Source organism: Acidovorax sp. Root267 (genome assembly GCF_001429215.1).
Taxonomy (GTDB): domain Bacteria; phylum Pseudomonadota; class Gammaproteobacteria; order Burkholderiales; family Burkholderiaceae_C; genus Acidovorax; species Acidovorax radicis.
Genome location: NZ_LMJC01000031.1, coordinates 222,618 through 248,356, shown reverse-complemented (window position 1 = coordinate 248,356; position 25,739 = coordinate 222,618). Strand labels below are relative to the sequence as shown.

The following is a 25,739-nucleotide window of genomic DNA, read 5'->3' as shown; positions in this document are numbered from 1 at the left end:
CAACTGGCGCAACGCCATCGCCAGTGCCACCGTGGAACTGGCTCTGCCAGGCCACGGGTGGCATCCCCCTCAGGGGGATGGCGCGAAGCGCCTCAGGAGGTTAATCAAGTTTTGCGCCAGAAGCCTTCACCACCGCCGCCCAGCGCTTGACCTCGCTGCTGACCATGGCGGCAAACTGCGGCTGGGTCAGGCCGCCGTATTCGGCGCCGTTGTTGGCCCAGATGGTCTTGAGCTCTTCTGCGCCCCCCAGCTTGCGCACTTCATCCACGATGCGCGCCTGCACGTCAGCGGGTGTGCCCTTGGGCGCCCACAGGCCGTACCAGGTGGTCACGGTGTAGTCGGGCAAGCCCACCTCGGAGGCACAAGGCACGTCCGGGAAGGCCGCGTTGCGCTTGGGGCCAGACACCATGAGCGCCTTGATGCGGCCGCTCTTGATGTGGGTGGCCGACGAGCCGAGGCCGTCAAACATCATGTCCACATTGCCACCGATAAGGTCTTGCAACGCGGGGCCCGCGCCCCGGTACGGGATGTGGGTGATGAAGGTGTTGGTCTGCTGCTTGAAAAGCTCACCGGCCAGGTGGTGCGACGTGCCCGCACCCGCCGAGCCATAGTTGAGCTTGGCGGGGTTGCGCTTCACGTATTCGATGAATTGCTGGAAGTTGCTGACCGGCACGTTCTTGGGGTTGACCACCACCACCTGGGGCACGTTGGCCAGCAGGAACAGCGGGATGAAATCCTTCTCGATGTCGTAGTCGAGCTTGGGATACATCGACGGCGCAATGGCGTGGTGCACAGCCCCCATGAAAAGCGTGTAGCCATCCGGCGCGGCCTTGGAAGCAAAGCTGGCCCCCACGGTGCCGCCCGCACCACCCCGGTTGTCAATCACGAGCGTCTTGCCAGTCACCTTGGAGAACTGCGCCGCCAGCGGGCGCGCAAAGGCGTCGGTGCCGCCGCCCGCAGGGAACGGTACCACCAGATTCACCGGCTTGGTCGGCCAGGCCGATGCCTGCGCCCATACAGGCCCGGCCCCCGTGGCCAGCCCCAGGCCTGTGGCAGCCGCCCCCAACAGCACATCTCGGCGCTGCATTCGCATGTCTTTCATTTCTTGTCTCCTGTCGTCGTTGTAAAAAGGGAATGCAGGACCCCACCATGCCAAGCACCACTCACACCGGCTGCTTGCCCGATGTGGCGCACCATTTTCTGCGCCAATGATGACGATGATGGCATTGCCCGGCAGCAGGGCCTGCGGTCAGTCGCGGCACAGGCTGTCGATGTCCCCCGACACCGGCACCTTGCCCTGCGCGAGCAAGCTGCGGTGCTTGTCGATGCGCTTCAAGTCGTACAGGTAATTCACCATCAACCCATACGATTGTTTCAGTCCTTTGTTGGACGGGTCTCCCGCCCAGTTCAGGCGCTCCACCCGCGCGCCATTGCCCAGGTGGAACCGGGCCACAGGGTCCACCGGTTTGCCCTCCTGCAGTTCACGGCCCAGGTAGCGCGCGGCGCACTCCATCAGCATCTGGCGCACGGGCGACTTGGCATCCAGCTCGGTGGCCTTGTCGAGCGCCGCCAGCAGGTGGGTCGCCTGGGGGGGCTCAAAGCCCACGGCGCGCCCCAGTTCGGAACGGCGCTTGTCGTCCAGGCGCTCCAGCATCGCACCCGCATGCTTGCCCAGCCAGGAGCGAAAGCCAGGGATGGGCGACAGCGTGGCAAAGGTGCGCAGCCGGGGAAACTCGGCAGTCAGGGTCTCCACCACATGCTTGATGAGCGAGTCACCAAAGCTCACACCGCGCAGGCCGGTCTGGGTGTTGCTGATCGAATAGAAGATCGCCGTGGTGGCGCGCCCGATGTCAGCCGGCGCCGCCGCTTCGTCCAGCAAAGGCGTGATGCTGGAAGAGATCTTGTCCACCAGCGCCACCTCCACAAAGATCAGCGGCTCGTCGGGCAGGCGCGGGTGAAAGAAGCCGTAGCAGCGGCGGTCGCTGTCGAGCCGATTCTTCAGGTCAGCCCAGCTGCGGATGTCATGCACGGCCTCGTACTTGATGAGCTTTTCGATCAGCGAAGCGGGCGAGTCCCACGACAGGCGGCGCAGCTCCAGAAACGCCACGTCGAACCAGGTCGAGAACAGGTGCTCCAGCTCGGCATCCAGCGCCAGCAGGCGCTTGTCGGCCTTGAGCAGGGGCAGCAGCTCGGCACGCATGTCGAGCAAGAAACGCATGCCTTCGGGGGACACCGAAAACCGCTGCAACAAGCGCGTGCGCGGCGACACCAGCGCACGGCGCAGACTGATCTCGGCCTGGCCCTCTTCGGCCGTTCCGGCCGCAGCCTCGTAACGCTGGCGGGCCGACTTGAAGCGCGTGGCGTCCGGCGCAAATTGCTCGCACATCAAGAGCCACATGTCGCGCCGCTCCTCAGGCTCGGCCTTGGCGTACCACTCGGCCACGGCCTGGGCGCGGCGCCCGCCTTCGAGTTCGCTGACCTGGGGCGCCACCACCTCCTGCAGATCGGTCAACAGGCGGCGCAGCGCACGGGGCGACAACGCCTCTTGCCCACGCCGCAGCGTGGCCTGCAGCCGCTCGTGCGTGGAGCGCGGCACGGCCACCTTGGCCACCACATCGGACACGGATTTGTCGAGCCCGGCCCGGGCTGGTCTGTCGGTCGCCTTGTCGCCAGCCTTGTCGCCCGTTTTATCGGAGGTCTTATCGGCTGATTTTTCTGCAGCCTTGTCTGCTGCAGGCGCGGCGGTGCGCAGGCGCGACACGCTGCGCGCGATCCATTCGGGGGTACTGTTCATCATGGTGTCAGCCTCGATTGCTGGTTGCGGGCTACGTCGCGCAGCGCATCGCGCTGGCGCAACAAGTGGTTGCGCATGGCCTCTTCGGCGGCGTCGCAGTCGCGCGCCTTGAGCGCGGCGAACACGGCCAGGTGCTCGGCCAGGCTTTGCTGGAGGCGGCCCGGCACATGCAGCGTCTGCGCCCGCGCCAGGCGCAGAATTTTTCGCAAATCGCCGATCACCTGAGCCAGCCAGCGGTTGTCTGCCAGCGTGATGAAGGCTTCGTGGATGGCGTAGTTGGCTTCGTAGTAGTCGGCGATGAGGCCTTCGGACGCAAACTGCTGCAGCCGCTGGTGCAGCACATCGAGCGCAGCCACATCCGCCGCGCCCGCCTTGCGCGTGGCCTCATGGGCGGCACGCCCCTCCAGCAACGCGATCACCGGAAACAGGTCGTCCAGATCACGTTCGGTGATCTCGGCCACGAAGCAGCCCCGCCGTGGCTCGTGGCGCAGCAGGCCTTCTGCCACCAGCACCTTGAGCGCCTCGCGCAGCGGTGTGCGCGAAATCGCCAGCCGCTCGCACAGGGCCGCCTCGTCCAGAAAGCTCCCGGGTGGCAAGGCACCAGCAAAGATCTGCTCGCGCAAACGCGAGGCCGCTTCGTCGTGCAATGAATTGGGAACCGGGCGCATGGTGCGGGTAAAACTCCAGGGTGATCAATCACGGGCGGACCATTGGCCTGCAGCTTTTGCTGCCAACGTGTATCCAAATGCCTGCAAACAATTGCTTTGTTTGCACATATTCGTAATTTCTCATAATTACGTAAAATAACAAGAGAAAACCTCCGAATCTGGAGGCTATTGGGTAAAAACCTGTGTCTTGCGGCGGTGGCGCAACATGTAGTGGGCAAATGCCGGGCTTCGGCGGGCCCGACTTGCCGTTCTTCGGCCTTTTCTGCGGAGCCATTCAGCTTCAACTCGCCATGGCGGCTCGCCCGTGGAAAGCCCCTCCCCCGCAGCACCCAGCGGGCAAGTCATCGGGCCACAGTGGCGTCCCAATCGCACGGCCTCGCCCAGGCCGTCCAGATGTTGCTGCCGCAGTCTCACGCCACAGGCACCAGCGGCACGCCCCAACAACGTCGCACGGATTTCCGCTGCCCGGCACCTCGCGCTACCTGAACTCCATCACCAAGGACCTCGCACCGGTCCCAAGCGCAGAGCACCTGTCGCAGCTCTTGCGACAAAGCGCTATATTTTCAATAGCTGCCAGCGCATATTCAATAAGCGCCAGATGTCATTTTCATCAGATTTTTTGCGTCCCCACCGGCTGGCGCTGCGCCCACAGCCACAACAGGACACCCGCTGCGATCATCGGCAGGCACAGCCACTGGCCCATGCTCATGCCCAGCGACAGCAGTCCCAGAAAGCTGTCGGGCTCACGGAAATACTCGGCAACGAAACGGAACACGCCATAGCCCACCAGGAAGGCCGCAGCCACTTGGCCCTGGCGGCGCTCCTTGCGCGCATACAGCCACAGCAGGACGAACAGCAGCAACCCTTCCAGCAGGAACTGGTAGACCTGGGACGGATGGCGCGGCTGCATGGAGCCGCTGTGTGCGAACACCATGCCCCACGGCAGGTCCGGGCTGGCAAAGCGGCCCCATAGTTCGCCATTGATGAAGTTACCCACGCGCCCGGCCGCGAGACCGGTGGGCACGCAGGGCGCCACGAAATCCGCCACCTGCAGCCACGGCCGCTTGCGCGAATGCGCAAACCACAGCATGGCCACGATCACCCCGAGCAGCCCGCCATGGAATGCCATGCCACCCTGCCACACCGCAAAAATCTCCAGCGGATGGCTCAGGTAGTAGCCGGGCTTGTAAAACAGACAGTAGCCCAGGCGCCCGCCAACCACCACACCGGCCACGCCGAGAAAGAGGATGTCTTCCACGTCCTTGCGCGACCAGGCCCCCGCGCCGGCGATGGACGCAAAGGGCTCGTGCCGCAGGCGCCGGATGCCCAGCAGCATGAACAGGCCAAAAGCCGCGAGATAGGTCAGGCCATACCAGTGGATGGCCAGCGGGCCCAATTGCAGGGCGATGGGGTCGATGTGGGGGTACGTCAGCATTTGGGCGGTATTGTGCCCGCGCGTCGAAGACCATTGGCGAACCACGGCCCTGCGCGCCACCGGGACAAGAGACACTCGGCCGCGGCCCCACGAAGACACACGGCCGCCAATGCGCCCGCATCGCGCCACGCCCCATTGAATGCGAACGCGCCTGATCCCAGTACGCATACAGAGCGACAGCACGGGGGAATCGCCGGCGATTGCCGCTGTCGGCGCGATACTCCCCGCATCAAAACAAGGAAAAACACATGCAGGGAAACCCCCAGGTCATCGACTATTTCAAGGATCTGCTGCGCGGCGAGCTGGCCGCGCGCGACCAGTACTTCGCGCATTCGCGCATCTATGAAGACCAGGGCTTCACCAAGCTCTTCACCCGCCTCGACCACGAGATGCAGGAAGAAACCCAGCACGCCGACGCCTTGCTGCGCCGCATCCTGATGCTGGGCGGCCGCCCCGACATGCGCCCCAAGGAGTTCACCCCCGGCGAGACCGTGCCGGACATGCTGAAGAAGGACCTGGCCACCGAATACGAAGTGCGTGCCGCCCTGCAGCAGGGCATTGCGCTGTGCGAGAGCGTGGGCGACTACGTGAGCCGCGACCTGCTGCTGGTGCAACTGCGCGATACCGAAGAAGACCACGCCTACTGGCTGGAAAAGCAGATCGGACTGATCGACAAGGTGGGCCTGCAAAACTACCTGCAGTCGCAAACGGCTTGATCTGCCGCCGGGCGCCCACACCGCCCGATGATCGATCCAGGCACCTCGCGAGGTGCCTTTTTCATGGGCGCCCTCGACTGGATGATGTGGCCAGATATGTGGGATTGTTGTCATTGCAGCCAACCCGGCAAACGCCGACACTGCCCTCATGCCTCCATCCATCCGCACCGTGGCGTGCCTGATCTACCCCGACGTCATGAGCCTGGACGCGGCCGGCCCCTTACAGGTCTTCGGCTCAGCCAATGCCGAGCGCGCGGGCCACGGCCTGCCGCCGGCATATGCACTGCGCTTGGTGGCCGAGGCCGCGGGGCCCGTCACCACATCGGCAGGATTCGCGCTGGTGGCCGATGCCGGCTGGGCCACGCTGGACCCGGCGCAGCTGGACACCGTGCTGGTCGCCGGCGGCGATGGTGTCACGGCGCAACTGGACAACACCGCACTGCAGCAATGGCTGCGCGGCGCAGAGCCGCAGGTGCGCCGCATGGGCTCAGTGTGCTCGGGCGCGCTGCTGCTGGCGCATGCCGGGCTGCTCGACGGGTTGCATGCCACCACCCACTGGTGCCGCACCGACCTGATGCGCCGCAACTACCCCTCCGTGCAGGTGGACGATGACTGCTTGCACACCTACGAAGCGTCCAGCGCTGTGTACGGCCACCTGTTCACATCGGCCGGTGTCACAGCGGGCATCGACCTGGCGCTGGCGCTGGTGGAGGCCGACCTGGGCCGCCCCATGGCGCTGGCCGTAGCGCGGCGGCTGGTGATGTTCATGCGACGCCCGGGCGGACAGGCGCAGTTCAGCGCGCTGCTGGCGCCCGAGACCCGGCATGCGCCGCGGCTGGCAGCGCTGCTGGAATGGATTCCCACACAGCTGGGCGGCGACCTGTCGCTGGATGCGCTGGCCGAGCGGGCCTGCATGCCGCCGCGCACGCTGACACGGGTGTTCCAGCGCGAGCTGGGCACCACGCCCGGGCGCTACGTGGAGCGAGTTCGCGTCGAGGCCGCCTCCACGTTACTTTCGCAGGCCCAGGCGTCTGTCTCCACCGTGGCACGGCTGTGCGGCTTCGAGCACCCCGAGAACCTGCGCCGCAGCTTTCACAAGCACCGCGCCGTGAGCCCGCAGGCGTATGCGCAGCGCTTTGGCGTGGGGGCGCTGCTCGACTGACTCTCGCCCCACCGCGCCCTCTCTCCCCCACCGCCCTTGCTTTGCGCCCATGCGGCGCGCCACCGAAAGTCATTCCATGCTGCTTTTGCGCAATGCGTCCGTTCGCCTGCTGTTTGCGGGCCAGGCCCTGTACTGGGGCTGCTCCATCATCGGCATCACGCTCACCTCCATCGTGGGCGCGCGGCTGGCGCCCTGGCCTGTGCTGGCCACGCTGCCGCTGGCGCTGCTGGTGCTGGGCAACCTGGTGGCGGTGCAGCCGCTGTCGCTCTTCATGCAGCGCCGGGGGCGGCGTGCGGGGCTGCAGGCCGGCGCGCTCTTTGGTGTGGCGGGCGGGCTGGTGAGCATGGTGGGCGTGCAGTGGGGCAGCTTTGCGGTGTTCTGCGCGGGCACGCTGGCCATCGGTGCGTACCAGGCATCGTCGGGCTACTACACCTATGCGGCGCTGGAGGCGGTCGACCCCATGCAGAAAGGCCGTGCCGCAGCCTGTGTGGTGGCGGGCGGCCTGTGCGCAGCGGTGTTCGCGCCGCCGCTGGCGCTGTGGTCGCGCAACCTGCTGGCCACGCCGCTCGCGGGCGCCTACCTGGCCATTGCGGCGCTGGCCGCGCTGGGCTGGGTGGTGATAGCACGGCTGCGCGAGGGTGTGGCGCCCAAGCCGGCAGCGGGCGGCATGGCCGCCATGCGCGCCCTGCTGGCCCGCCCCGGCCTGCGCGCGGCTGTGGTGATGACGGCCATCGGCCACGGCCTGATGATTCTGGTGATGAACGCCACGCCGCTGGCGATGGAGGTGTGCGGTTTTTCGGCGGCATCGGCGGCGCAGGTGATCCAGTGGCACGTGATCGGCATGTTCGCGCCCGCGCTGTTCTCGGGCGTGCTGGTGGACCGCTTTGGCAGCCGCGCGGTGGCGGCAGTGGGTGCGGCGTGCCTTGCGGCCAGCGCGGTGGTGGCACTGTCGGGCCTCTCGTTCACCGAGTTTCTGGCCAGCTCGTTTCTGCTGGGTACGGGCTGGAACCTGATGGTGATATCGGGCACGACGCTGCTGGCGGAGAACCATGCCCCCGAAGAGCGTGGGCAGGCCCAGGCGCTGATGCAGCTGGCCAACGGCATCGTGGCGGCGATGATGTCTTTCGCCTCGGGGGCGCTGCTCAGCGGAGTCGGCTGGACAGCCATCAACGCGGTGGCGCTGCCGCTGCTGGCCGTGGCTGCAGGGCTGCTGTTCGTGCGGGGGCGAAGGGTGCCCGTCGCTGCGGGCTGATCAGGCCGCCGCCGAACGCTCGCGCACGAAGTCGATGAACCGGGCCAGGGCCGGGTTGTCGAGCGCGGCGGGCCACACCAGGCTGGTCTCGCACACGGGCAGCAGGGGGTCGGGCACGGCCTTCGGTGCCTTGACCCGCGCCCTGCCAGTGGCGGCCGGCCCGAACGCGTCGGCCGCGCGGTACACCACGCCCTCTCGGCGGAACTGGGTCACGCTCTCGGGCACCCAGGCCACGCCCAGGCCGCCCCACACCAGGTTGACGATGGTCTGCATCTGGATGGCCTCCTGCGCCACCACGGGCACGCGGCCGGCCGCGTGGTACAGCGCGAAGATAGCGTCATGCAACGAGGGGACGATGCGGCGCGGAAAGATCACCAGGGGCTCTGCCAGCACATCGGGCAGATCCAGGCGTGGCGCCAGCGCCAAAGGGTGGCTGACCGGAAGCGCCAGCACCAGGGGCTCCTCCGCCACGGCCAGCCGCGCGAGTTCGGGCGGCGCGAATCCGGGTGAATGCAGCATCAGCCCCGCATCGAGTTCACCGCGCGAGAACAGTGCACGCTGCACGTCGCCCGTGGCCTCCACCAGCTCCAGCGCCACCTGCGGGCACAGCACGCGAAAGTCGCGCACCCACTCGGGCAGCCGCTCGAAGCCGATGGTGGAGACAAAGGCCAGCCGCACCCGCCCCACCTCGCCCGCCGCCGCCGCACGCGCGCGCACGGGCAGCGCCTGCGCGCGCTCCAGAAAGTCACGCACGTCGGGCAGCAGGGTCTCGCCCGCCGGGGTCAGCGCCACGCGCCGGCGCGTGCGGTCGAACAGCACCACGCCCAGCGACCGCTCCATCTGCGCGATGGCCTGGGTCAGCGGCGGCTGCGTCATGTGCAGGCGGATGGCGGCGCGGCCGAAGTGCAGTTCTTCGGCCACGGCCACGAACTGGCGCCAGGCGCGGACGTCGATGAGGGTTTCTTTCATGGCGGTGATGTGCCTGTGATACGTTTTACATATTAATCGAGCAGGTGAAAGGGATTGGAAACGCAGCGGCAAACGCCGCATACTTGCACCCCGAGAGCGTTGGACACCCTGGCCGCAGGAGTGCCCCATCCATTACAACGAGTCCCCCACCAGGAAATCAGCCATGGCAGACAGCAAGACCATCCCGATCCAGCCCATCAACCACCGCAGCGCCAACATCACGCAAGGCAAGTCGCGTGCGCCCAACCGCTCCATGTACTACGCCATGGGCTACGAAGAGGGCGACTTCGTCAAGCCCATGGTCGGCGTGGCCAACGGCCACAGCACCATCACCCCGTGCAACAGCGGCCTGCAGAAGCTGGCCGACGCGGCCATCGCCGGCATCGAGGAAGCAGGCGGCAACGCCCAGGTGTTCGGCACGCCCACCATCTCGGACGGCATGGCCATGGGCACCGAAGGCATGAAGTACAGCCTGGTGAGCCGTGAAGTCATCAGCGATTGCATCGAGACCTGCGTGGGCGGCCAGTGGATGGACGGCGTGCTGGTGGTCGGCGGCTGCGACAAGAACATGCCCGGCGGCCTGATGGGCATGCTGCGCGCCAACGTGCCCGCCATCTACGTGTACGGCGGCACCATCCTGCCGGGCCGCTACCAGGACAAGGACCTGAACATCGTGAGCGTGTTCGAGGCCGTGGGCGAAAACGCCGCCGGCAAGCTCAGCGACTTCGACCTCAAGGAGATCGAAAAGCGCGCCATCCCCGGCACCGGCTCGTGCGGCGGCATGTACACCGCCAACACCATGTCCAGCGCCTTCGAGGCCCTGGGCATCAGCCTGCCGTATTCGTCCACCATGGCCAACCCGCACGACGAGAAGATGAACTCGGCCAAGGAATCGGCCAAGGTGCTGATCGAGGCCATCAAGATGGACCTGAAGCCGCGCGACATCGTGACCAAGAAGGCCATCGAGAACGCCGTGGCCGTGATCATGGCCACGGGCGGCTCCACCAACGCCGTGCTGCACTTCCTGGCCATCGCCCACACCGCAGGCGTGGAATGGGACATCGACGACTTCGAGCGCATCCGCAAGCAGACCCCCGTGCTGTGCGACCTCAAGCCCAGCGGCAAGTACCTGGCCGTGGACCTGCACCGCGCAGGCGGCATTCCGCAAGTGATGAAGGTGCTGCTCAAGGCCGGCCTGCTGCACGGCGACTGCATCACCATCAGCGGCAAGACCATTGCCGAAGTGCTCAAGGACGTGCCCGATGTGCCGCGTGCCGACCAGGACGTGATCCGCAACATCGACAACCCCATGTACGCGCAGGGCCACCTGGCCATCCTGAAGGGCAACTTGAGCCCCGAAGGCGCCGTGGCCAAGATCACCGGCCTGAAGAACCCCGTGATCACCGGCCCGGCCCGCGTGTTCGACGACGAGCAGTCCGCTTTGGAAGCCATCCTGGCCGGCAAGATCGTTGCGGGCGACGTGATGGTGCTGCGCTACCTGGGCCCCAAGGGCGGCCCCGGCATGCCCGAAATGCTGGCCCCCACCGGCGCGCTGATCGGCGCCGGCCTGGGCGAAAGCGTGGGCCTGATAACCGATGGCCGCTTCTCCGGCGGTACCTGGGGCATGGTGGTCGGCCACGTGGCGCCCGAAGCGGCTGCCGGCGGCACCATTGCCTTCGTCAACGAAGGCGACAGCATCACCATCGACGCGCGCCAGCTGCTGCTGGAACTGAACGTGCCCGAGGAAGAGATCGCCAAGCGCCGTGCCGGCTGGACTGCCCCCGCCCCGCGCTACACCCGCGGCGTGCAGGCCAAGTTCGCCTTCAACGCATCGAGCGCGAGCAAGGGTGCGGTGCTGGACGCCTATTGAAATCCAGCACAATGAAAAGAAAAAGCCCACCGTCCCCGGTGGGCTTTTTTCTGGGTGATCTCACATTGGCACGCCTCATTGCCTCCGACGGCTCCTCCTGGCAAGTACATCAGCACTCCGTCCCCGCCTGCGAATCCCGTCCTAACCCTTGCGCCGCCTGGACCGCCACCGGATCCAGCCGTCTGCCAAAGTCCTCAAGGGCGCCGTCACCCGCCAGGACCAGCTCGCGCGCATCAAGCCCATTTCTTTTCTCACGGCGGCCGTCACGGCTGCTTCGCGTGCCACCACGTCGCGCGCAAGACGTAGTACGGTAACCCGTGTACGGTCTGCGGGCGACGTATCAGGTGAGCCCGTTTGCATCGCTTCTTCTGGCGCAAAGGCTTCGGCCTGCGCCATGAGTTCATCGATATCGAAAAAGGCCAGGGGCTGCTCCGCGCACGTAGTGACCAGCAGGCCCCAAGGCTCATGCACGTCGATGCCCTTGGGCCCACCTTCGCGCGGGTTGTGATGCCCCTGCTCGAACACGTCATCGTCCAGCACGCGGATCACGGCGTTCGGCTGTGCCAGGTTTTTCCACCCCGAAGCAGCGCGGTGAAACACCGCCACGTGGGGAGCGCCCGCGTCCGCCACCAACAAGATGCGGCCCCCCGACAGAAAACACAGCCCATGGGGATAGCTGATTCCACGCAGTTCTGCCGCGGGCTCGTTGCCCGGTGCGAGGAATTCATCGTTGCGATAAAGCGCCACAAGGTGGCGGTCGTGGTTGCTCACCGCCACCCAGTCTGCACTGGCGTCCAGCGCCACACCGTCCGGAACCTCCAGCCCGTGCTGCATGAGGAGCTGTGCATCAAGGTGGGAAAAACCGGCTGCCGTGTTCAACAGGTGATGGGTGACATAGTGGGAAAAGCCGTTGCACACCCAAAGCTCATGCAGTCCCGCGCCCAGATCCCGTGCACACAGGCTTCCCGGGGTGCTCAGGAGTTCTGTCTCACGCTTGCTGATGACGGACCGGGGTTGAAGGTCACACACAGAGGTCAGCCGATCTGCGCGGGGAATGTCGAACAGCGATACATTGCCCTCCCGACTGGCGACCGCGACGATGCTGTTACTGATCCAGCACAGGCCATGGGGGCGCCGGAGACTGGTGGAGGCAACCTCCACGGTATCCGTCAGGTACAGCACCTTCTGTCCATTTTCGAACTGGCAGTCCACCCCGACAATCAGCACCTTGTCCAGCGTGATGGCAGCAAGGGCAACACGGCGCCCGTCGGGTGACCAACTCACATCCTCAGTGCGCCCCATCGATGCGATGGAGTTCAACACTTCCGCTGGACCGATACATGCCAGTCTCACGGAGAGACTCCTTGCTGGGCGTTGTGAAACGCCAACGCATCCTCCACACCTCCATCCATCACCACACATCCATCCTTCAGGACCAGCGCGCGGTTGCAAAAGCTCTTGAGAATGACTTCGTTGTGGGACGCAAGCACCAGAATGGAGACCTGTTCGATCAGCCCGTTGATGCGTTCCTTGGCCTGGCTGAAAAACTTTGCGTCACCGGCGCCAATCATTTCATCCATGAGCAAGATATCGGGAACGACGCTTGTGGACACCGCGAATGCCAGGCGCAGCAGCATGCCCTGGGAATAAGTCCGGACCGGTAGCTGAAGGTGTTCGCCAAGCTGGGTGAATGCCTCCACCGAGGGAATAAGACCCATCGCCTGCCTGCGCGTCAGCCCCATCACAATGCCGCGCATGATGATGTTGTCGTAGCCGGTCGCATCGACGTCCATGCCCAGCATGATGTCCGTGAGGGCGGCAACCCGGCCACGAAAAGACAATTCACCTTGCGTGGGTTCGTAGACTCCGGAAAGCACACGCAGCAGCGTGGTTTTTCCGGCCCCGTTGGAGCCGATCAAGCCAATGCGGTCTCCTGGGCGCAGCACCAGGCTCACATCGCGCAACGCATGCACGCTGACCTGCCGCAAGCCACTGGCCTCCACACGGGCCTTGTCGCGCTGGGGGAGCCCCAGCATAGTGTTCAGCAGCCCCCGGGACCGGGTTGTAAAAACGGGGAAGTCGATTGACACGCCCGTCAACTGGATATGGACCATCTTGCGATACCGAGGGGCTCTGCGCCTATAACCAGTACACAATCCGCCGCCGGATCGCCACGTACTGCCAGAAAAAAACCAACGCCAGCAGCAAGACCACGCCCACCGCAGCGCCCCATGTGTGCAGGCCCGGGACGGTTCCCATCAAGGGGCTGCGCATCAGTTCCAGGAAAAGCGCCAACGGATTCAGGTGCACAACCCACTGTGCACGCTCGGTCAACTGGTCAGGAACCCACAGCACGGGTGTCACAAAAAAACTGACCTGCATCAGGCTGCCCAGGGCCACCGTCACGTCACGGAAGCGGGCCGCCAGCCCCCCAAGGATGGCAACCACCAGACTGGCCGCAAGCAGCGTCAGTGCAGTTGCAGCCAGCAGCGCCCCCCACTGCACCGCCCCCAGCCGCCCCGCCCACAACAACACGGCCAGCACAATCACCGCGCTGTGCAGCATCAAGATGGAACATCGGAACACGGTGCGAAAAACAAATGCCATCTTGGGATAAGGCGTCTGCTTCAGGAACGCATCCGAGCCGATATAGGTCAAACAGCCCTCATTGATCAGGGCACTGAAGTACCCGAACAACACATGCCCTGCACAAAAGTACGGCAGGTACCACTCGGCCGGGTACTTGAACAGCTGCGCGCCAATGAGGCCAAACGCAACGATGAACACGGCCGTGTGCAGGGTAATCCACACCGGCCCCAGAAAGGTTCGCCGATACTGCTTGGCGACGTCGTTCCAACCCATGAAACACCAGAAGCGCCACGCCACCAGGGCGCTCCAGATGTCAAGCCCCAGCAATTGAACTTGCCTCTGGCGCACAGACACGGGGGGATGGGTGGTTGAAGGTGTCATCACGAGAAATTCAAGCCATCGACTCATAAACGCGCAGGGTTTTTTCTGCGCACGCTTGCCAGGTGAATGCGCGCACGCGGTCTCGTCCACGCACAACCAGCTGGCCCGCCAACTCGGGGTTCTCGGCGATGCGGCGCATCCCATCCGCAAGCTCATCGATGCGAAGAGGATCGATCAACAAGGCTGCGTCGCCCGCAACCTCCGGGATGGAGGTCGTATTGGATGCCACCACGGGCACGCCCGCCGCAAAGGCTTCCAGCACGGGCAGTCCGAATCCCTCGTGAAGCGACGGGAACACCAGGGCCGTTGCACGCTTGATGACCACCTGAAGTTCGTCATCCGGCAAATGCCGCAACCAGCGGACATGCTTGAGCGCTCCCCCTGTGAACTGCGCGATGACGTCCTCGCACCCCCAGCCCGGCTTCCCAACCACAATCAAGGGGCACTCGCGCTGCAGGTGTTCGGGCAGGCTCGCATGGGCCAAAAGCAGACGGCCGATATTTTTGCGTGGCTGCAGGGTGCCGACACTCACAAAATACCGCTCCGGCAGCGCATGCCGCAACCGTACGGCCTCTCCCAAGGCGTCGTCCACTGGTGCAAACCACCGTGCCCCCACCCCCAGCGGAATGGCGGTGATCCGCTCCTCGGGGATGCGGAAATGCATAGCGATCTGCTGGCGGGAATAGTCGGAAATCGTGATGACGTGCTGCGCCCAGAACGCGGTGCGCCGCCACAATTCGTTTTTCAGGCCCTTGAATCGGTATCGGACCCACTCGGGGTGGGACAGCGGGATCGCATCGAAAATTGTCGCCACCACTGGCGTGCCACGCAAGCGGGGCACCAGATGGTCGGTCGCATGAACCACATCAATCCCGGGACAAAGCGCGCGGCGCACGCTGCCAAAGTCCATACCCGGCAGCGTGGCAGCCAGGGCCTGCCGCGCGAAAGGCCCAAAGGAGATCGCGGGGGTCGCCCCCTCCCACAAGCTCGCCGGTGCATCGAACAGATACGGCTGCAGCTGCGCTGACGGCGGCATGGCTCCCATCAGCTCCCGGGTGTAAGTGCCAATACCATCCACCCCACCTTGCTGGACGGACCGCGCAAGAACGCTGACCCCAAAAGCCACCCTCATCGGACGACCTCGCAGGGTAGCCGCCACAACGAACAGTCGTTGACCATCATCGGGCCCCGGGATAAGTGCGCCGCAAGTCGGCTTCAACCATCATTCGACAGATCTGCTCCACAGTGGTGCGCGCCTCCCAACCCAACTCCACCCTGGCCCGGGAAGCGTCGCCGACCAGGAGATCCACCTCTGCAGGGCGGAAGAAGCTGGGATCAACGCTCGCCACGACGCGACCAGTACCCACGTCGACGGCTACCTCCGACGCAGCGGCGCCCACAAACTCCAGGGATATTCCGGTGACCGAGAACGCCATGCGCACAAAATCGCGCACGGTATGCTGGCGGCCCGTTGCCAAAACATAGGTACCTGGTTGCTCGGCCTGCATCATCTGCCACATGCCTTCCACGTACTCAGCCGCAAAACCCCAGTCGCGGCGCGCGTCCAGATTGCCCAGTTCGAGCACATCCCTTTCACCGTGGGCCATGCGAGCCACGGCACTCGATATCTTGCGTGTCACAAATTCACTGCCCCGAAGGGGGCTTTCATGATTAAAAAGAATGCCGCTGACGGCATACATTCCGTACGCCTCCCGGTAGTTAATGGTCATCCAGTGGGCAAACAGCTTGGAGACTGCATACGGGCTGCGCGGGCAAAAGGGTGTGGACTCGCACTGTGGCGATTGCTCCACGCCGCCGAACATCTCTGAGGAACTGGCCTGGTAATAGCGTATGCGGGGATCTACCAGCCGGATGGCTTCCAGGAGATTCAATGCACCCTGGCCATTGACCAGCGCCGTGGTGGTGGGAGCGTCGAAACTGGCACCCACAAAGCTCTGCGCCGCCAGGTTGTACAACTCATCTGGATGAAATTTCTGCAGGAGCGCGATGGCAGAGCCCGGGTCCGTCAGGTCAAAATCGACCAGTAGCAAATTGGGATGTCCCAGTACGCCCAGCTCGTGAAGGCGCCAGGTATTCACACTGCTGGTCCGGCGATGGGTTCCTACGACCTGGTACCCCTTCTTCAGCAAAAACTCTGCCAAATAGGCCCCGTCCTGTCCGGTTACACCAGTGATGACGGCTGTCTTGCCATGTGCAACGATGATGGGCTCTTTTCTGTAGCGCAATCTTGACATGCCTGCTCTCCGCGCAGGAAAGCAAAGGCCAGAGGCTGCGGTGTGTTGGTGTCAGCGTGGCTTGCGCGGACGCATGCCCAGGGCTTCCTTGTTTTTGTTGATCCGGTCCTGCTTGCGCTGCTCCATCTTTTCCATGGCTTTACGCTTCGTATATCCGGTGGAATCAGCCCAGGCCCACCATAGGGCAGTAGCACCAAAAGGCGCCAGCACCCACCACCAGGACCAGGTGGCCACAGGTCCGATCTCGAAATACTTCAATGCCAGAAGCAACAATGAAAGACCCAGCAGGTACATCGCGATCTCCAGAAAAAGCTGACAACGCCCGGTTGACGGCGGACAAATGCCTGTCAACCCAAGCCACTACAATTCCATTAAAAGAACTGTAACCCAACCACAGGAAATCCCACCATGAAGCGTACCCTGATCACCCTTGCCATGACGCTGTCGGTTGCCGCCCCTGCCATGGCCGATCTGGCCCTGGCAACCTCGAAGAATTGCATGGCTTGCCATGCCGTCGACAAGAAGCTGGTGGGCCCCTCCTACAAGGACGTCGCGGCCAAGTACGCCGGCCAGAAAGACGCAGTGGACAAGCTGGCCGCCAAGATCGTCAAGGGCGGTGCCGGCGTGTGGGGCCCGGTTCCGATGCCTGCGAATGCGCAGGTCAACGATGCAGAAGCCAAGAAGCTGGCTGCCTGGGTACTGACGCAGAAGTAATTTACCGCTCGTCACCCCTAGGGTTGTATGCCCCTTGTTGAAGGCCGTGCCACGCCCCGTGGTGCGGCTTTTGGTGTTTCTGGGACTTCTATTTTTGTTTTCGCACTCCAGGCAAGTCCCACAACCCGAACGTGGAAAAACCTGGCGGATCTTCCGCTCAAACCCGTGAAGCGACCGGTGCAGACTCCAGGCCACGCGTGCGCAACTGGTGCTCCAGCTGTCCCACATATGCGGCAGTGGAGTTGTCAGATTCGGTGGCGCGTGCTGCCAGGCGTGCCTCCAATTCGTCCAGCCGAGCCAGCACGGTGGCATGCGCCTGCTGGTGCTGCACATCCAGAAAGGCCCGCAACTCCGTGAAACGCGAGGCTTCGGCCTTGTCCGCAAGTTCGCGCTGAACCTGCATTTCCTTGGTATGCCGGCGCGTTTCCATGAGCACGGAGCCCTGGAGCGACAAGACATAAGCAACAAAAAAGATCCCCAGCAGCGCGGTGAGGGCCAGCATGATGAGCCCCAGAGGAGCCTCAAACACCACAATCCCCAGCGACACCAGGGACGGCGCGGCGAGGGTGGGCCAGTTGAGCGCGGCCAGCGCAGCGATGGCTACGACCGTCACCAAAAGAACAATGGAACGCAGATGCATGGAGACCTCCGGTAGGCAGCGCCCAGGCGAAGATCCGCAAGCGCCATGCCCCGTTGTAACGCATGCAGAAGCCGCTACGGCCCGCAGGAGGTTGATTTCAGGCGGTGTCCTACAGTAAGGGCTGAGCGAGGAGGGGCACCCTGAGGCGCCCAGCAAACGCAGTGGATCGTTGGCGGGATTTTGTGGTCACACCAAATCGCTCCGCGATATGGGTGTCCCCGAATCCGGAAAACGCTGCGCTGGCGCCTTTCGGCGCCTTCTAGATCAATTGGTCTGGGCCAATTGATCCAGGATTGCCGGATTCTCCAACGTGCTCGTGTCCTGCGTGATCGCCTCACCCTTGGCAATGCTGCGCAGCAGCCGGCGCATGATCTTGCCACTGCGGGTCTTGGGCAAGTTGTCGCCAAAGCGGATGTCCTTGGGCTTGGCGATGGGGCCGATTTCCTTGGCGACCCAGTTGCGCAGTTCGTTGGCGATCTGTTTGGCCTCTTCGCCCGTGGGGCGCGAGCGCTTGAGCACCACGAAGGCGCAGATAGCTTCGCCCGTCACATCGTCCGGACGGCCCACCACGGCGGCCTCGGCCACGAGGTCGGTCTTGGAGACCAGGGCGGATTCGATCTCCATCGTGCCCATGCGATGGCCCGACACGTTCAGCACGTCGTCGATGCGGCCCGTGATACGGAAATAGCCACGGTCCGTACTGCGCACCGCGCCATCCCCCGCCAGGTAGTAGCCCTTGAGTTCTTCGGGGAAGTAGCTCTTCTTGAAGCGCTCAGGGTCGTTCCAGATGGTGCGGATCATGCTGGGCCACGGGCGCTTGATGACCAGGATGCCGCCCGCGCCATTGGCCACGTCGTTGCCCGTTTCATCCACGATGGCAGCGGTGATGCCAGGCAATGGCAGCGTGCAGCTGCCAGGAACCAGCGGGGTGGCACCGGGCAGCGGCGTGATGACATGGCCACCCGTTTCGGTCTGCCAGAAGGTATCCACGATGGGGCAGCGCTCGCCGCCCACGTTCTTGTGGTACCACATCCAGGCTTCGGGGTTGATGGGCTCGCCCACGCTGCCCAGGATGCGCAGGCTTGACAGGTCGGAACGTGCGGGGTGCACGGCGGCGTCGGCCTCGGCGGCCTTGATGAGCGAGCGGATGGCGGTGGGCGCGGTGTAGAAGATCGTGCACTGGTGCCGTTCGATCATCTGCCAGAAGCGGCCTGCGCTCGGGAAGGTCGGAATGCCTTCAAACACGATCTGCGTGGCACCCGCCGCCAGCGGGCCGTAGGCCACATAGGTATGCCCTGTGATCCAGCCGATGTCGGCCGTGCACCAGAACACGTCGTCAGGGCGCAGGTCAAACGTCCAGTCCATGGTGAGCTTGGCCCACAGCAGGTAGCCCCCGGTGCTGTGCTGCACACCCTTGGGCTTGCCGGTGGAGCCACTGGTGTACAGGATGAACAGGGGGTGCTCTGCCCCCACTGCCACGGGCGGGCAGTCGGTGCTCTGGCCTGCCAGTGCCTCGGTAAAGGTCTTGTCGCGCCCTGCCACCATGTTGCAGGCCGTGGGCGTGCGTTCATAGACAAACACGTGGCGCAGGGTGTCGCAGCCGCCCGTCGCCAGGGCTTCATCGATGATGGCCTTGAGCGGCAGCTCCTTGCCGCCACGCATCTGGTAGTTGGCCGTGATGACGGCCACGGCACCCGCGTCGATGATGCGCTCGTGCACCGCCTTGGCACTGAAGCCACCAAACACCACGCTGTGCGTGGCGCCAATGCGGGCGCAGGCCTGCATCGCCACCACGCCTTCGATCGTCATGGGCATGTAGATCAGCACGCGGTCGCCCTTGGCCACGCCATGGGCCTTGAGCGCATTGGCAAACTGGCTCACGCGTGCCAGCAGTTCCTTGTAGGTGATCTTGGTGACCGTGCCATCGTCGGCCTCGAAGATGATGGCGGCCTTGTTCTCGGTGGGCGTGTCGATGTGGCGGTCCAGGCAGTTGGCCGAGGCGTTGAGCTCGCCGTCGGCAAACCACTGGTAGAACGGCGCGTTGGATTCGTCCAGCGTGCGCGTGAACGGCTTGGTCCACTGTACGTTCTCACGGGCCAGGCGCGCCCAAAAGCCTTCGAAGTCCTTGTCGGCCTCGGCACACAGCGCGTCGTAGCCCGCCATGCCTGACACGCGGGCGGCCTTGACGACCGCATCGGCGGGCGGGAACACGCGGTTCTCAACCAATACGGACTCGATGGCGGATGTGGGCGCACTCATGGTGTTGTCTCCTGGGTCTGATGGAATTGGAATTGGGCGGTACTGTCGGGCGCGGCACTTACAAGCCACTGACTGGCACGAAGCTTACAGAATCGGCAACCTGCCCCTGCACAGGAAAGCACTTGCGCGCGAGGGGTGTCACGCGGCACCCCTAAAATCGCGCGACCCAAGACCCACCCTACATTCCATGTCCCTCCCCAAAAACCCCGCCACTCCCTCGCCCATGCGCCCCCTGCCCTCGCTGATTTTTGCCAGCCGGTGGCTGCAGCTGCCCCTGTACCTGGGCCTGATCCTGGCGCAGGCGGTGTATGTGTTTCACTTCTGGGTGGAGCTGGTGCACCTGATCGAGGCCGCTTTCGGCAACACGGCGGCGCTCAAGCAACTGGTGTCGAGCATCGGCTACAAGAGCGACTTCGAGGTGACCGCGCTCAACGAGACCATCATCATGCTGGTGGTGCTGGCGCTGATCGACGTGGTGATGATCTCCAACCTGCTGATCATGGTGATCGTGGGCGGCTATGAGACCTTTGTCTCGCGCCTGCACCTGGAAGACCACCCCGACCAGCCCGAATGGCTGAGCCACGTGAACGCCTCCGTGCTCAAGGTCAAGCTGGCCACCGCCATCATCGGCATCAGCTCGATCCACCTGCTCAAGACCTTCATCAACGCCGCCAACTATGACATCAAGGTGCTGATGTGGCAGACCATCATCCACGTGGTGTTCCTGCTGAGCGCACTGGCCATCGCGTTGACGGACCGGCTGATGTCGCACTCCGCGCCCCCCGCGCGCCACTGATACGACCCACCCACCATAAAAGAGGCCGCCCAGAGCGGCCTCTTTTACATTTCCCCTTTCGCCCCTTTTCACCCTTTGTCCCTTTTGCTGCGCACCCACCATGCAATGCCCCCTTTGCAACTGGCAGAACCCTGCCTCCTACACACACTGCTTCAGCTGCCAGGCGCCGCTGGCCGTGGCCAGCGGGCAGGCATCAGCATCCGCCCCTGACAAGCCCCCGCAAACCCAGACGAACCTGCAGCTCGAAGATGTGTTCCCGGGCACCATGGCACGCCTGGGCGCCACGCTGATCGATGGGGTGACCATGGTGGCCATCCCGATGGCGTTGGTTCTGGCCTGGGTGTTTGCCCGTCCGGCCTTTGACAGCGCGCCCGCCACCACCTACCCGGTGGCGCTGGCGCTGGGGACCCTGGGTCTGTTCATCCCGGCGCTGTTGGACGCGCTGGGCCAGGGCTCTGCCGGCAAGCGGCTGCTGGGCCAGCGCGTAGTCACCCGCTCGGGCGAGCGCCCGGGCCTCGTGCGGTCCGTGCTGCGGCATTTTCTGAAGTATTCGCTCACCCTGGGGCTGACACTGGCGGTGCCATTCCTGCTGCACCGTTTGCTGACAGCCCTGTTTGGCGAGCGGGGCCTGCACAGTTCGATGACCGGCACCTTCGTGGTGTCCCGCCGTGCCAGCGACACCGCCATCCAGAAGGCCGTGGCCTTGGTCCGTGGCCCCGGCTGGTTCCTCAAGGGACTGGTCATGCTGGCGGGCACGGCCGCCTTCAGCTTTGCCACCATGGTGGCCGTGGTGCTGTGGAACCAGGGCGACGAGCCCGCCAATCCCCGCCGCGAAACGGTGCGCCAGCTGGACGGCGCGGCGCGCACCGTGCTGCGGCTGGTCGAGAACCACTACCAGAGCACGGGCGCCTTCCCCACCAGCGCAGCCACCGTGGGCCTGGGCCGGCCCGGGCAGCTTCCCGCAGGTTTCCAGGCCATGGCCATCGATCCAGCCAATGGCGTGGTGCGGCTGACCATTGCCGATAGCACAGGCGACATGGCGCTGGCTGGCAAGCACCTGGTCTACACCCCGGTGCTGCGCACCCGCAAACAGCAGACGGACATCCACAAATGGCAGTGCGGCAGCGACGACATTGCGCGCAGCGACCGGTCTTTCAGCTGTCGGCACGAAGCCACAGGGATCGCCAGGTAAAGCCTTGACCAAGGCGGGAGTTCGTATCCCGTCTTCGCAATAAAAAGCGCTCTGCCGCTTTACGGCTGGGCTTTTAAAGCTATATAAATCATAGCAATCAATCGGACCGTTTTTGCTCCCAAATTTCTCCCCAATCGGGCGGCACAGTGCAGGCCATACCCCACTTGCAGGAGAAATCCATGGACCGCACCACCGCCGCCCAAGCCACCGTCGCCCCCTTTGCCGCAGCCGCGCAGACGCCCTCCAACCGCCGCTTTGCCCTGAACGCCCTGGGCTCGCTGGGCATGGCCACCCTGTTGGGCTGCGGGGGTGGGGGCAGCGACACAGACACCACCGACACCACTGATACCGGCACCGGCACGGGAACAGGTACCGGCACAGGAACCGGCACCACAACCACCTGCTCGGTCGTCCCCGAGGAAACCGCCGGCCCCTACCCTGCCGATGGCTCCAATGCCAGCAACAACACCTACAACGTGCTGGCGCTCAGCGGCATCGTGCGCTCGGACATCCGCAGCTCCATCGGTTCGTCCACGCAGGTCAGCGGCGTGCCGTTCACCATCACGATCACACTGACCAATACCAACGCGAGCTGCGCCGCGCTGTCCGGCTACGCCATCTACCTGTGGCATTGCACGCAGGACGGCAACTATTCCGTGTACAGCTCCAGCAACATCGCCGACAACTACCTGCGCGGCGTGCAGGCCACCGATGCGAACGGCACCGTCACCTTCACCACCGTCGTGCCCGGCTGCTACGCGGGCCGCATGCCACACATGCACCTGGAGGTGTACCGCAGCCTGGCCGCAGCCAGCAACGCGAGCAACAAGATCAAGACCACGCAGCTGGCCTTCCCCACCGCGCTGCTCAGCACCATCTACAGCGCCAATTCGGGCTACAGCGCCAGCGTGCGCAACCTGGCCTCCATGTCGTTTGCCACGGACAACGTCTTCAGCGACGGCACCACGCTGGAAATGACCACCATGCAGGCCAACAGCGGCGGCGGGTACTCGGCCAACATCACGATCTCGATCGCTGCTTGACTGAAAGTCCCCCTGAGTCGCCTTTGGCGCCTTCCCCCGGAGGGGGACGCACCCGGTGGCCCGGCGAAGCCGGTTCCACGGGTGCACTGGCCTGGGCGGCGCCGGTTTCTGACGGCGTGCCCCACCCGTCAAACGCCTTCCTGAGTCCACTGTGTCCTCGCACACGCCGCGCCGGCAGCACGTGCTGGCGCTGACTCGCTGACCTCTTTTCTCCACAACACTGAAAGAAAAACACCATGCCTATGCACTCTCTTCATCCCCGCTGGCTGGCCCGCGTGGCGCTCACGACCATGCTGGCTGCAATATCCGCCACCCCCGTGCTGGCGCAATCCCAAGGCCGGCAGGACCCACCCGCGCCGCCGCCCGAGGCCTATGCCGCCTGCAAGGGCAAGACCGAAGGCGCCAGCGTGACGTTGACCATGCCCGATGGCAAATCGCTCGCAGGCACATGCCGCACAATGGGCGGCACCCTGGTGGCCATGCCCGCAGGCGGGCCTGGCGGCCCCGGCGGAGCAGGCGGCCCGCCCCCCGCCCGCTGACGACACCTGCGCCCCCATCGATGCCCCACCTGACCCTGCACCGCAAAGCCTTCATCGCCCTGGCCGCCCTGCTGGTGGCCTTGCTGCTGATTTTTGCGGGCTTTTCGCGCCTGGGTCTGCAGCGGGGCCTGGGGCCGTATGTGGCAGAGATCGAACTGGCCCGCATGGGCTGGCTGGCCGAGCGCCTGCAGGCCCACCACACGCAGACGGGCGGCTGGGACACCCTGCGCAACCAGCCCCGCCTCTGGGGCCAGCTCAGCCACCCAGGGGCAAGCCTGCGCCGCTCAAGCGCCCAGAGCGCTGAAGGCCCCCCGCCCACCGACCGGAGCGGTCCGCCCGGCATGCCCCCCGAACTGGCGAACGGCAACCCGGCAGTGGACCGCAGCATGCAGCAGCCCCCGCCACCGCCCCCCGACGGCGGCCCGCCCCCTGGCGAGCGCAGCGCGGGTGGCCCACAACGCCACCCCGATGACCTGTTCCCCCGCCTGGGCCTGGTGGATGCACAGCAAAACCTGGTGGCAGGTGCCACGCCCCAGCCCGGCAGCGCGCGCCTGGCCCTGACCGGTGCCGATGGCCAGACCATCGGCCAGCTGGTGCTGGCCCCCCCGCAGGGCGTGCGCAGCGATGCCGACCAGGCCTTTCTGGCGCAACACCTGGGCTTCGTGGCGTGGACAGGCCTGGCCGGCCTGGCGCTGGCACTGCTGCTGTCGGGCTGGCTGGCACGGCGCTGGCTGGCGCCGGTCGAAGCCCTGGCCACCGGCGCACGCGGCATTGCGCAGGGCCACCTGCACACCCGTGTGCCTGTGCACGGCAACGATGAACTGGCCCAGCTGGCCCGCACCTTCAATACCATGGCCGAACAACTGAGCAGCATCGAGTCCTCGCGCCGCCAGTGGCTGGGCGACGTGGCCCACGAGCTGCGCACCCCCCTGGCCGCCATGCGCGCCGAGATCGAAGCCGTGCAGGACGGCGTGCGCCCCTTTGACGACAAGACCGCGCTGCGCCTGCACCGGCAGGTGATGCGCCTGATCCAACTGGTGGGCGACCTGCGTGCCAGCCTGGACGCCGCTGGCACCAGCGCGCCATCGGCCCAGGTGCCCGTGCACCCGCTGTCGCTGCTGACCGAAGCACTGGCGTCGATGCGCCCGCGCCTGGCGCAGGCCGCCATCGATGTAGATACCACGGGCCTGGACGCCCTGGCCGCGCAGTCGTCCGTGTCAACGCCCGCCCCAATACCCGCTCCATTGGTGCGCGGCGACGCGCAGCAACTGCACCAGGTGTTCTTGAACCTGCTGGAAAACAGCCTGCGCTACACCGACGCGGGCGGCCTGCTGCGCATCGCAGCGCGCCTGCTGCCACCGGCCGATGGAGCCGCCCAACTGCAGGTGCAACTGGACGACAGCGCGCCCGGCGTGCCCCCCCACGAGCTGCCACGCATCTTTGACCGCCTGTACCGCGCCGAAACCTCGCGCAACCGCGACCATGGCGGTTCCGGCCTGGGCCTGGCGATCTGCCGCGCCATCGTGCTCGCGCACGGCGGCACGCTGGTGGCCGACACCTCCCCCCTGGGCGGTCTGCGCATCACGCTGCAACTGCCACTGCTGGACAACCCCTCATGAGCCACCGCATCCTCGTCGTCGAAGACGAACCCGACATCGCCGCCATCGTGGTCGACTACCTGCGCCACGCGGGCTATACCGTGGAACACCAGGCCGATGGCCGCGCGGCGCTCGCCAGCATGCTGGCCGCGCCGCCCGACCTCACGCTGCTGGACATCATGCTGCCCGGCATGGATGGCCTGGAGGTGCTGCGCCAGGCACGCCGCCACACACAGCACCCCATCATCATGCTGACCGCACGCGTCGAAGAAGTGGACCGGCTCATCGGCCTGGAGCTGGGCGCGGACGACTACATCTGCAAGCCTTTTTCGCCGCGCGAAGTGGTGGCGCGCGCCAAGGCCGTGCTGCGCCGCACCGCCGCCGCGCAAGAGCCCCCGGCAGCCACCACCACGGTGGCGGCGCTGATGCTGGACGAATCGCACTGGCAGGCCACGTTGCACGGCACGCCACTGGGCCTCACGCGGCGCGAGTTCCGGCTGCTGCAGGTGCTGGCCCGCCAGCGCGGGCGCATCTTCTCGCGCGCGCAGCTGCTGGACCAAGCGTACGACGACACGCTGGACGTGAACGAGCGCGCCATCGACAGCCACATCAAGAACCTGCGCAAGAAGCTCAAGGCCGCCAGCGCGGACGGCAGCGACTGGATTCGTTCGGTGTACGGCGTGGGTTTTGCCCTGGACCCGACTGCGGCCGATTGAGCGTGGTCCGATCAAGCAGGTTGCTACATTTTTTGCAGCAATTGGTGCTTATCCAATAAGCGCAGGAGCCATTTTTTACCCACAATGGTGGCACAACAGGCTACCGATTCGGTCCCTGTCTCACCCCTGCGCACGGAGCGCACCTACACCG

At 65.1% G+C, this 25,739-nt stretch carries 24 protein-coding genes; 11 read left to right on the top strand and 13 right to left on the bottom strand.

From position 1 onward, the window contains the following. Positions 1 to 100 precede the first annotated feature (100 nt). From ASE39_RS21540 to lgt, 4 genes are all read right to left on the bottom strand, one after another. Entirely contained in the window at positions 101 to 1,102 is a 1,002-nt protein-coding gene (locus ASE39_RS21540) for a tripartite tricarboxylate transporter substrate binding protein (RefSeq protein ID WP_010460637.1), read from the bottom strand. Positions 1,103 to 1,249: 147 nt separating this feature from the next. After that, positions 1,250 to 2,794: a malonyl-CoA decarboxylase gene (locus tag ASE39_RS21535; RefSeq protein ID WP_057272468.1), complete on the bottom strand. Its 1,545-nt coding sequence runs from the start codon at positions 2,792 to 2,794 to the stop codon at positions 1,250 to 1,252. Then, a complete protein-coding gene (locus tag ASE39_RS21530) occupies positions 2,794 to 3,462 on the bottom strand; it encodes a GntR family transcriptional regulator (RefSeq protein ID WP_010460633.1) in 669 nt (222 codons plus the stop codon). The genes ASE39_RS21535 and ASE39_RS21530 overlap by 1 nt, the downstream gene beginning before the upstream one ends. A gap of 610 nt (positions 3,463 to 4,072) precedes the next feature. Further along, the gene (gene lgt, locus ASE39_RS21525) at positions 4,073 to 4,897 is read right to left on the bottom strand and encodes a prolipoprotein diacylglyceryl transferase (RefSeq protein ID WP_057272467.1); all 825 of its coding nucleotides are present in this window, start codon (positions 4,895 to 4,897) and stop codon (positions 4,073 to 4,075) included. A 248-nt stretch (positions 4,898 to 5,145) separates the two neighbouring features. On the opposite strand from lgt, the gene bfr reads away from it, so the two are divergent. The 3 genes from bfr (at position 5,146) to ASE39_RS21510 (ending at position 8,027) form a co-directional block, all read left to right on the top strand. Further along, entirely contained in the window at positions 5,146 to 5,613 is a 468-nt protein-coding gene (gene bfr / locus ASE39_RS21520) for a bacterioferritin (RefSeq protein ID WP_057272466.1), read from the top strand. Positions 5,614 to 5,761: 148 nt separating this feature from the next. Next, positions 5,762 to 6,775: a helix-turn-helix domain-containing protein gene (locus ASE39_RS21515; RefSeq protein ID WP_057272465.1), complete on the top strand. Its 1,014-nt coding sequence runs from the start codon at positions 5,762 to 5,764 to the stop codon at positions 6,773 to 6,775. Positions 6,776 to 6,851: 76 nt separating this feature from the next. Next, positions 6,852 to 8,027 (top strand): MFS transporter, encoded by a 1,176-nt coding sequence (locus ASE39_RS21510; RefSeq protein ID WP_057272544.1) that lies wholly within the window; start codon positions 6,852 to 6,854, stop codon positions 8,025 to 8,027. On the opposite strand, the gene ASE39_RS21505 is transcribed toward ASE39_RS21510, so the two are convergent. After that, a complete protein-coding gene (locus ASE39_RS21505) occupies positions 8,028 to 8,996 on the bottom strand; it encodes a LysR family transcriptional regulator (RefSeq protein WP_057272464.1) in 969 nt (322 codons plus the stop codon). Between the two features lie 163 nt (positions 8,997 to 9,159). Here ASE39_RS21505 and ilvD point away from each other — a divergent pair, with 163 nt between their 5' ends. Next, positions 9,160 to 10,866 carry a dihydroxy-acid dehydratase gene (gene ilvD / locus ASE39_RS21500; RefSeq protein ID WP_057272463.1) on the top strand — a complete coding sequence of 569 codons (1,707 nt, stop codon included), beginning with the start codon at positions 9,160 to 9,162 and terminating at the stop codon, positions 10,864 to 10,866. 141 nt (positions 10,867 to 11,007) lie between these two features. Here ilvD and ASE39_RS21495 read toward each other — a convergent pair whose 3' ends face one another. From ASE39_RS21495 to ASE39_RS21470, 6 genes are all read right to left on the bottom strand, one after another. Continuing rightward, positions 11,008 to 12,219 (bottom strand): hypothetical protein, encoded by a 1,212-nt coding sequence (locus ASE39_RS21495; protein WP_140426854.1) that lies wholly within the window; start codon positions 12,217 to 12,219, stop codon positions 11,008 to 11,010. Further along, positions 12,216 to 12,980 carry an ABC transporter ATP-binding protein gene (locus tag ASE39_RS21490; protein WP_057272461.1) on the bottom strand — a complete coding sequence of 255 codons (765 nt, stop codon included), beginning with the start codon at positions 12,978 to 12,980 and terminating at the stop codon, positions 12,216 to 12,218. Before ASE39_RS21490 ends, ASE39_RS21495 begins: the two co-directional genes overlap by 4 nt. 25 nt (positions 12,981 to 13,005) lie before the next feature. Continuing rightward, complete coding sequence (locus tag ASE39_RS21485; RefSeq protein ID WP_158004267.1) at positions 13,006 to 13,809, bottom strand: ABC transporter permease; 804 nt, start codon at positions 13,807 to 13,809, stop codon at positions 13,006 to 13,008. A 37-nt stretch (positions 13,810 to 13,846) separates the two neighbouring features. Next, positions 13,847 to 14,914, bottom strand: coding sequence for a glycosyltransferase family 1 protein (locus tag ASE39_RS21480; RefSeq protein ID WP_242421529.1), 1,068 nt, complete (start codon positions 14,912 to 14,914; stop codon positions 13,847 to 13,849). A gap of 100 nt (positions 14,915 to 15,014) precedes the next feature. Further along, on the bottom strand, positions 15,015 to 16,091 hold the full coding sequence (gmd, locus tag ASE39_RS21475) for a GDP-mannose 4,6-dehydratase (RefSeq protein WP_057272458.1): 1,077 nt from the start codon (positions 16,089 to 16,091) through the stop codon (positions 15,015 to 15,017). A 51-nt stretch (positions 16,092 to 16,142) separates the two neighbouring features. Then, on the bottom strand, positions 16,143 to 16,385 hold the full coding sequence (locus ASE39_RS21470) for a TIGR04438 family Trp-rich protein (protein ID WP_057272457.1): 243 nt from the start codon (positions 16,383 to 16,385) through the stop codon (positions 16,143 to 16,145). Positions 16,386 to 16,499: 114 nt separating this feature from the next. On the opposite strand from ASE39_RS21470, the gene ASE39_RS21465 reads away from it, so the two are divergent. Continuing rightward, positions 16,500 to 16,805 (top strand): c-type cytochrome, encoded by a 306-nt coding sequence (locus ASE39_RS21465; protein ID WP_010460604.1) that lies wholly within the window; start codon positions 16,500 to 16,502, stop codon positions 16,803 to 16,805. Between the two features lie 157 nt (positions 16,806 to 16,962). Here the strand turns inward: ASE39_RS21465 and ASE39_RS21460 are convergent, their stop codons facing one another. After that, the gene (locus ASE39_RS21460; protein ID WP_010460602.1) at positions 16,963 to 17,445 is read right to left on the bottom strand and encodes a hypothetical protein; all 483 of its coding nucleotides are present in this window, start codon (positions 17,443 to 17,445) and stop codon (positions 16,963 to 16,965) included. Positions 17,446 to 17,709: 264 nt separating this feature from the next. After that, positions 17,710 to 19,704 (bottom strand): acetate--CoA ligase, encoded by a 1,995-nt coding sequence (gene acs, locus ASE39_RS21455; protein WP_057272456.1) that lies wholly within the window; start codon positions 19,702 to 19,704, stop codon positions 17,710 to 17,712. 187 nt (positions 19,705 to 19,891) lie between these two features. Here acs and ASE39_RS21450 point away from each other — a divergent pair, with 187 nt between their 5' ends. From ASE39_RS21450 to ASE39_RS21425, 6 genes are all read left to right on the top strand, one after another. Continuing rightward, positions 19,892 to 20,500: a TIGR00645 family protein gene (locus tag ASE39_RS21450; protein WP_029413653.1), complete on the top strand. Its 609-nt coding sequence runs from the start codon at positions 19,892 to 19,894 to the stop codon at positions 20,498 to 20,500. A 100-nt stretch (positions 20,501 to 20,600) separates the two neighbouring features. After that, positions 20,601 to 21,692: an RDD family protein gene (locus ASE39_RS21445; RefSeq protein WP_057272455.1), complete on the top strand. Its 1,092-nt coding sequence runs from the start codon at positions 20,601 to 20,603 to the stop codon at positions 21,690 to 21,692. Between the two features lie 179 nt (positions 21,693 to 21,871). Then, positions 21,872 to 22,735, top strand: coding sequence for an intradiol ring-cleavage dioxygenase (locus tag ASE39_RS21440; protein WP_057272543.1), 864 nt, complete (start codon positions 21,872 to 21,874; stop codon positions 22,733 to 22,735). Positions 22,736 to 22,971: 236 nt separating this feature from the next. Continuing rightward, positions 22,972 to 23,274: a hypothetical protein gene (locus tag ASE39_RS21435; protein ID WP_242421528.1), complete on the top strand. Its 303-nt coding sequence runs from the start codon at positions 22,972 to 22,974 to the stop codon at positions 23,272 to 23,274. A 20-nt stretch (positions 23,275 to 23,294) separates the two neighbouring features. After that, positions 23,295 to 24,893 carry an ATP-binding protein gene (locus ASE39_RS21430; RefSeq protein WP_057272453.1) on the top strand — a complete coding sequence of 533 codons (1,599 nt, stop codon included), beginning with the start codon at positions 23,295 to 23,297 and terminating at the stop codon, positions 24,891 to 24,893. Then, on the top strand, positions 24,890 to 25,588 hold the full coding sequence (locus ASE39_RS21425; RefSeq protein ID WP_010460588.1) for a response regulator: 699 nt from the start codon (positions 24,890 to 24,892) through the stop codon (positions 25,586 to 25,588). The genes ASE39_RS21430 and ASE39_RS21425 overlap by 4 nt, the downstream gene beginning before the upstream one ends. The last annotated feature ends 151 nt before the right edge of the window (positions 25,589 to 25,739 follow it).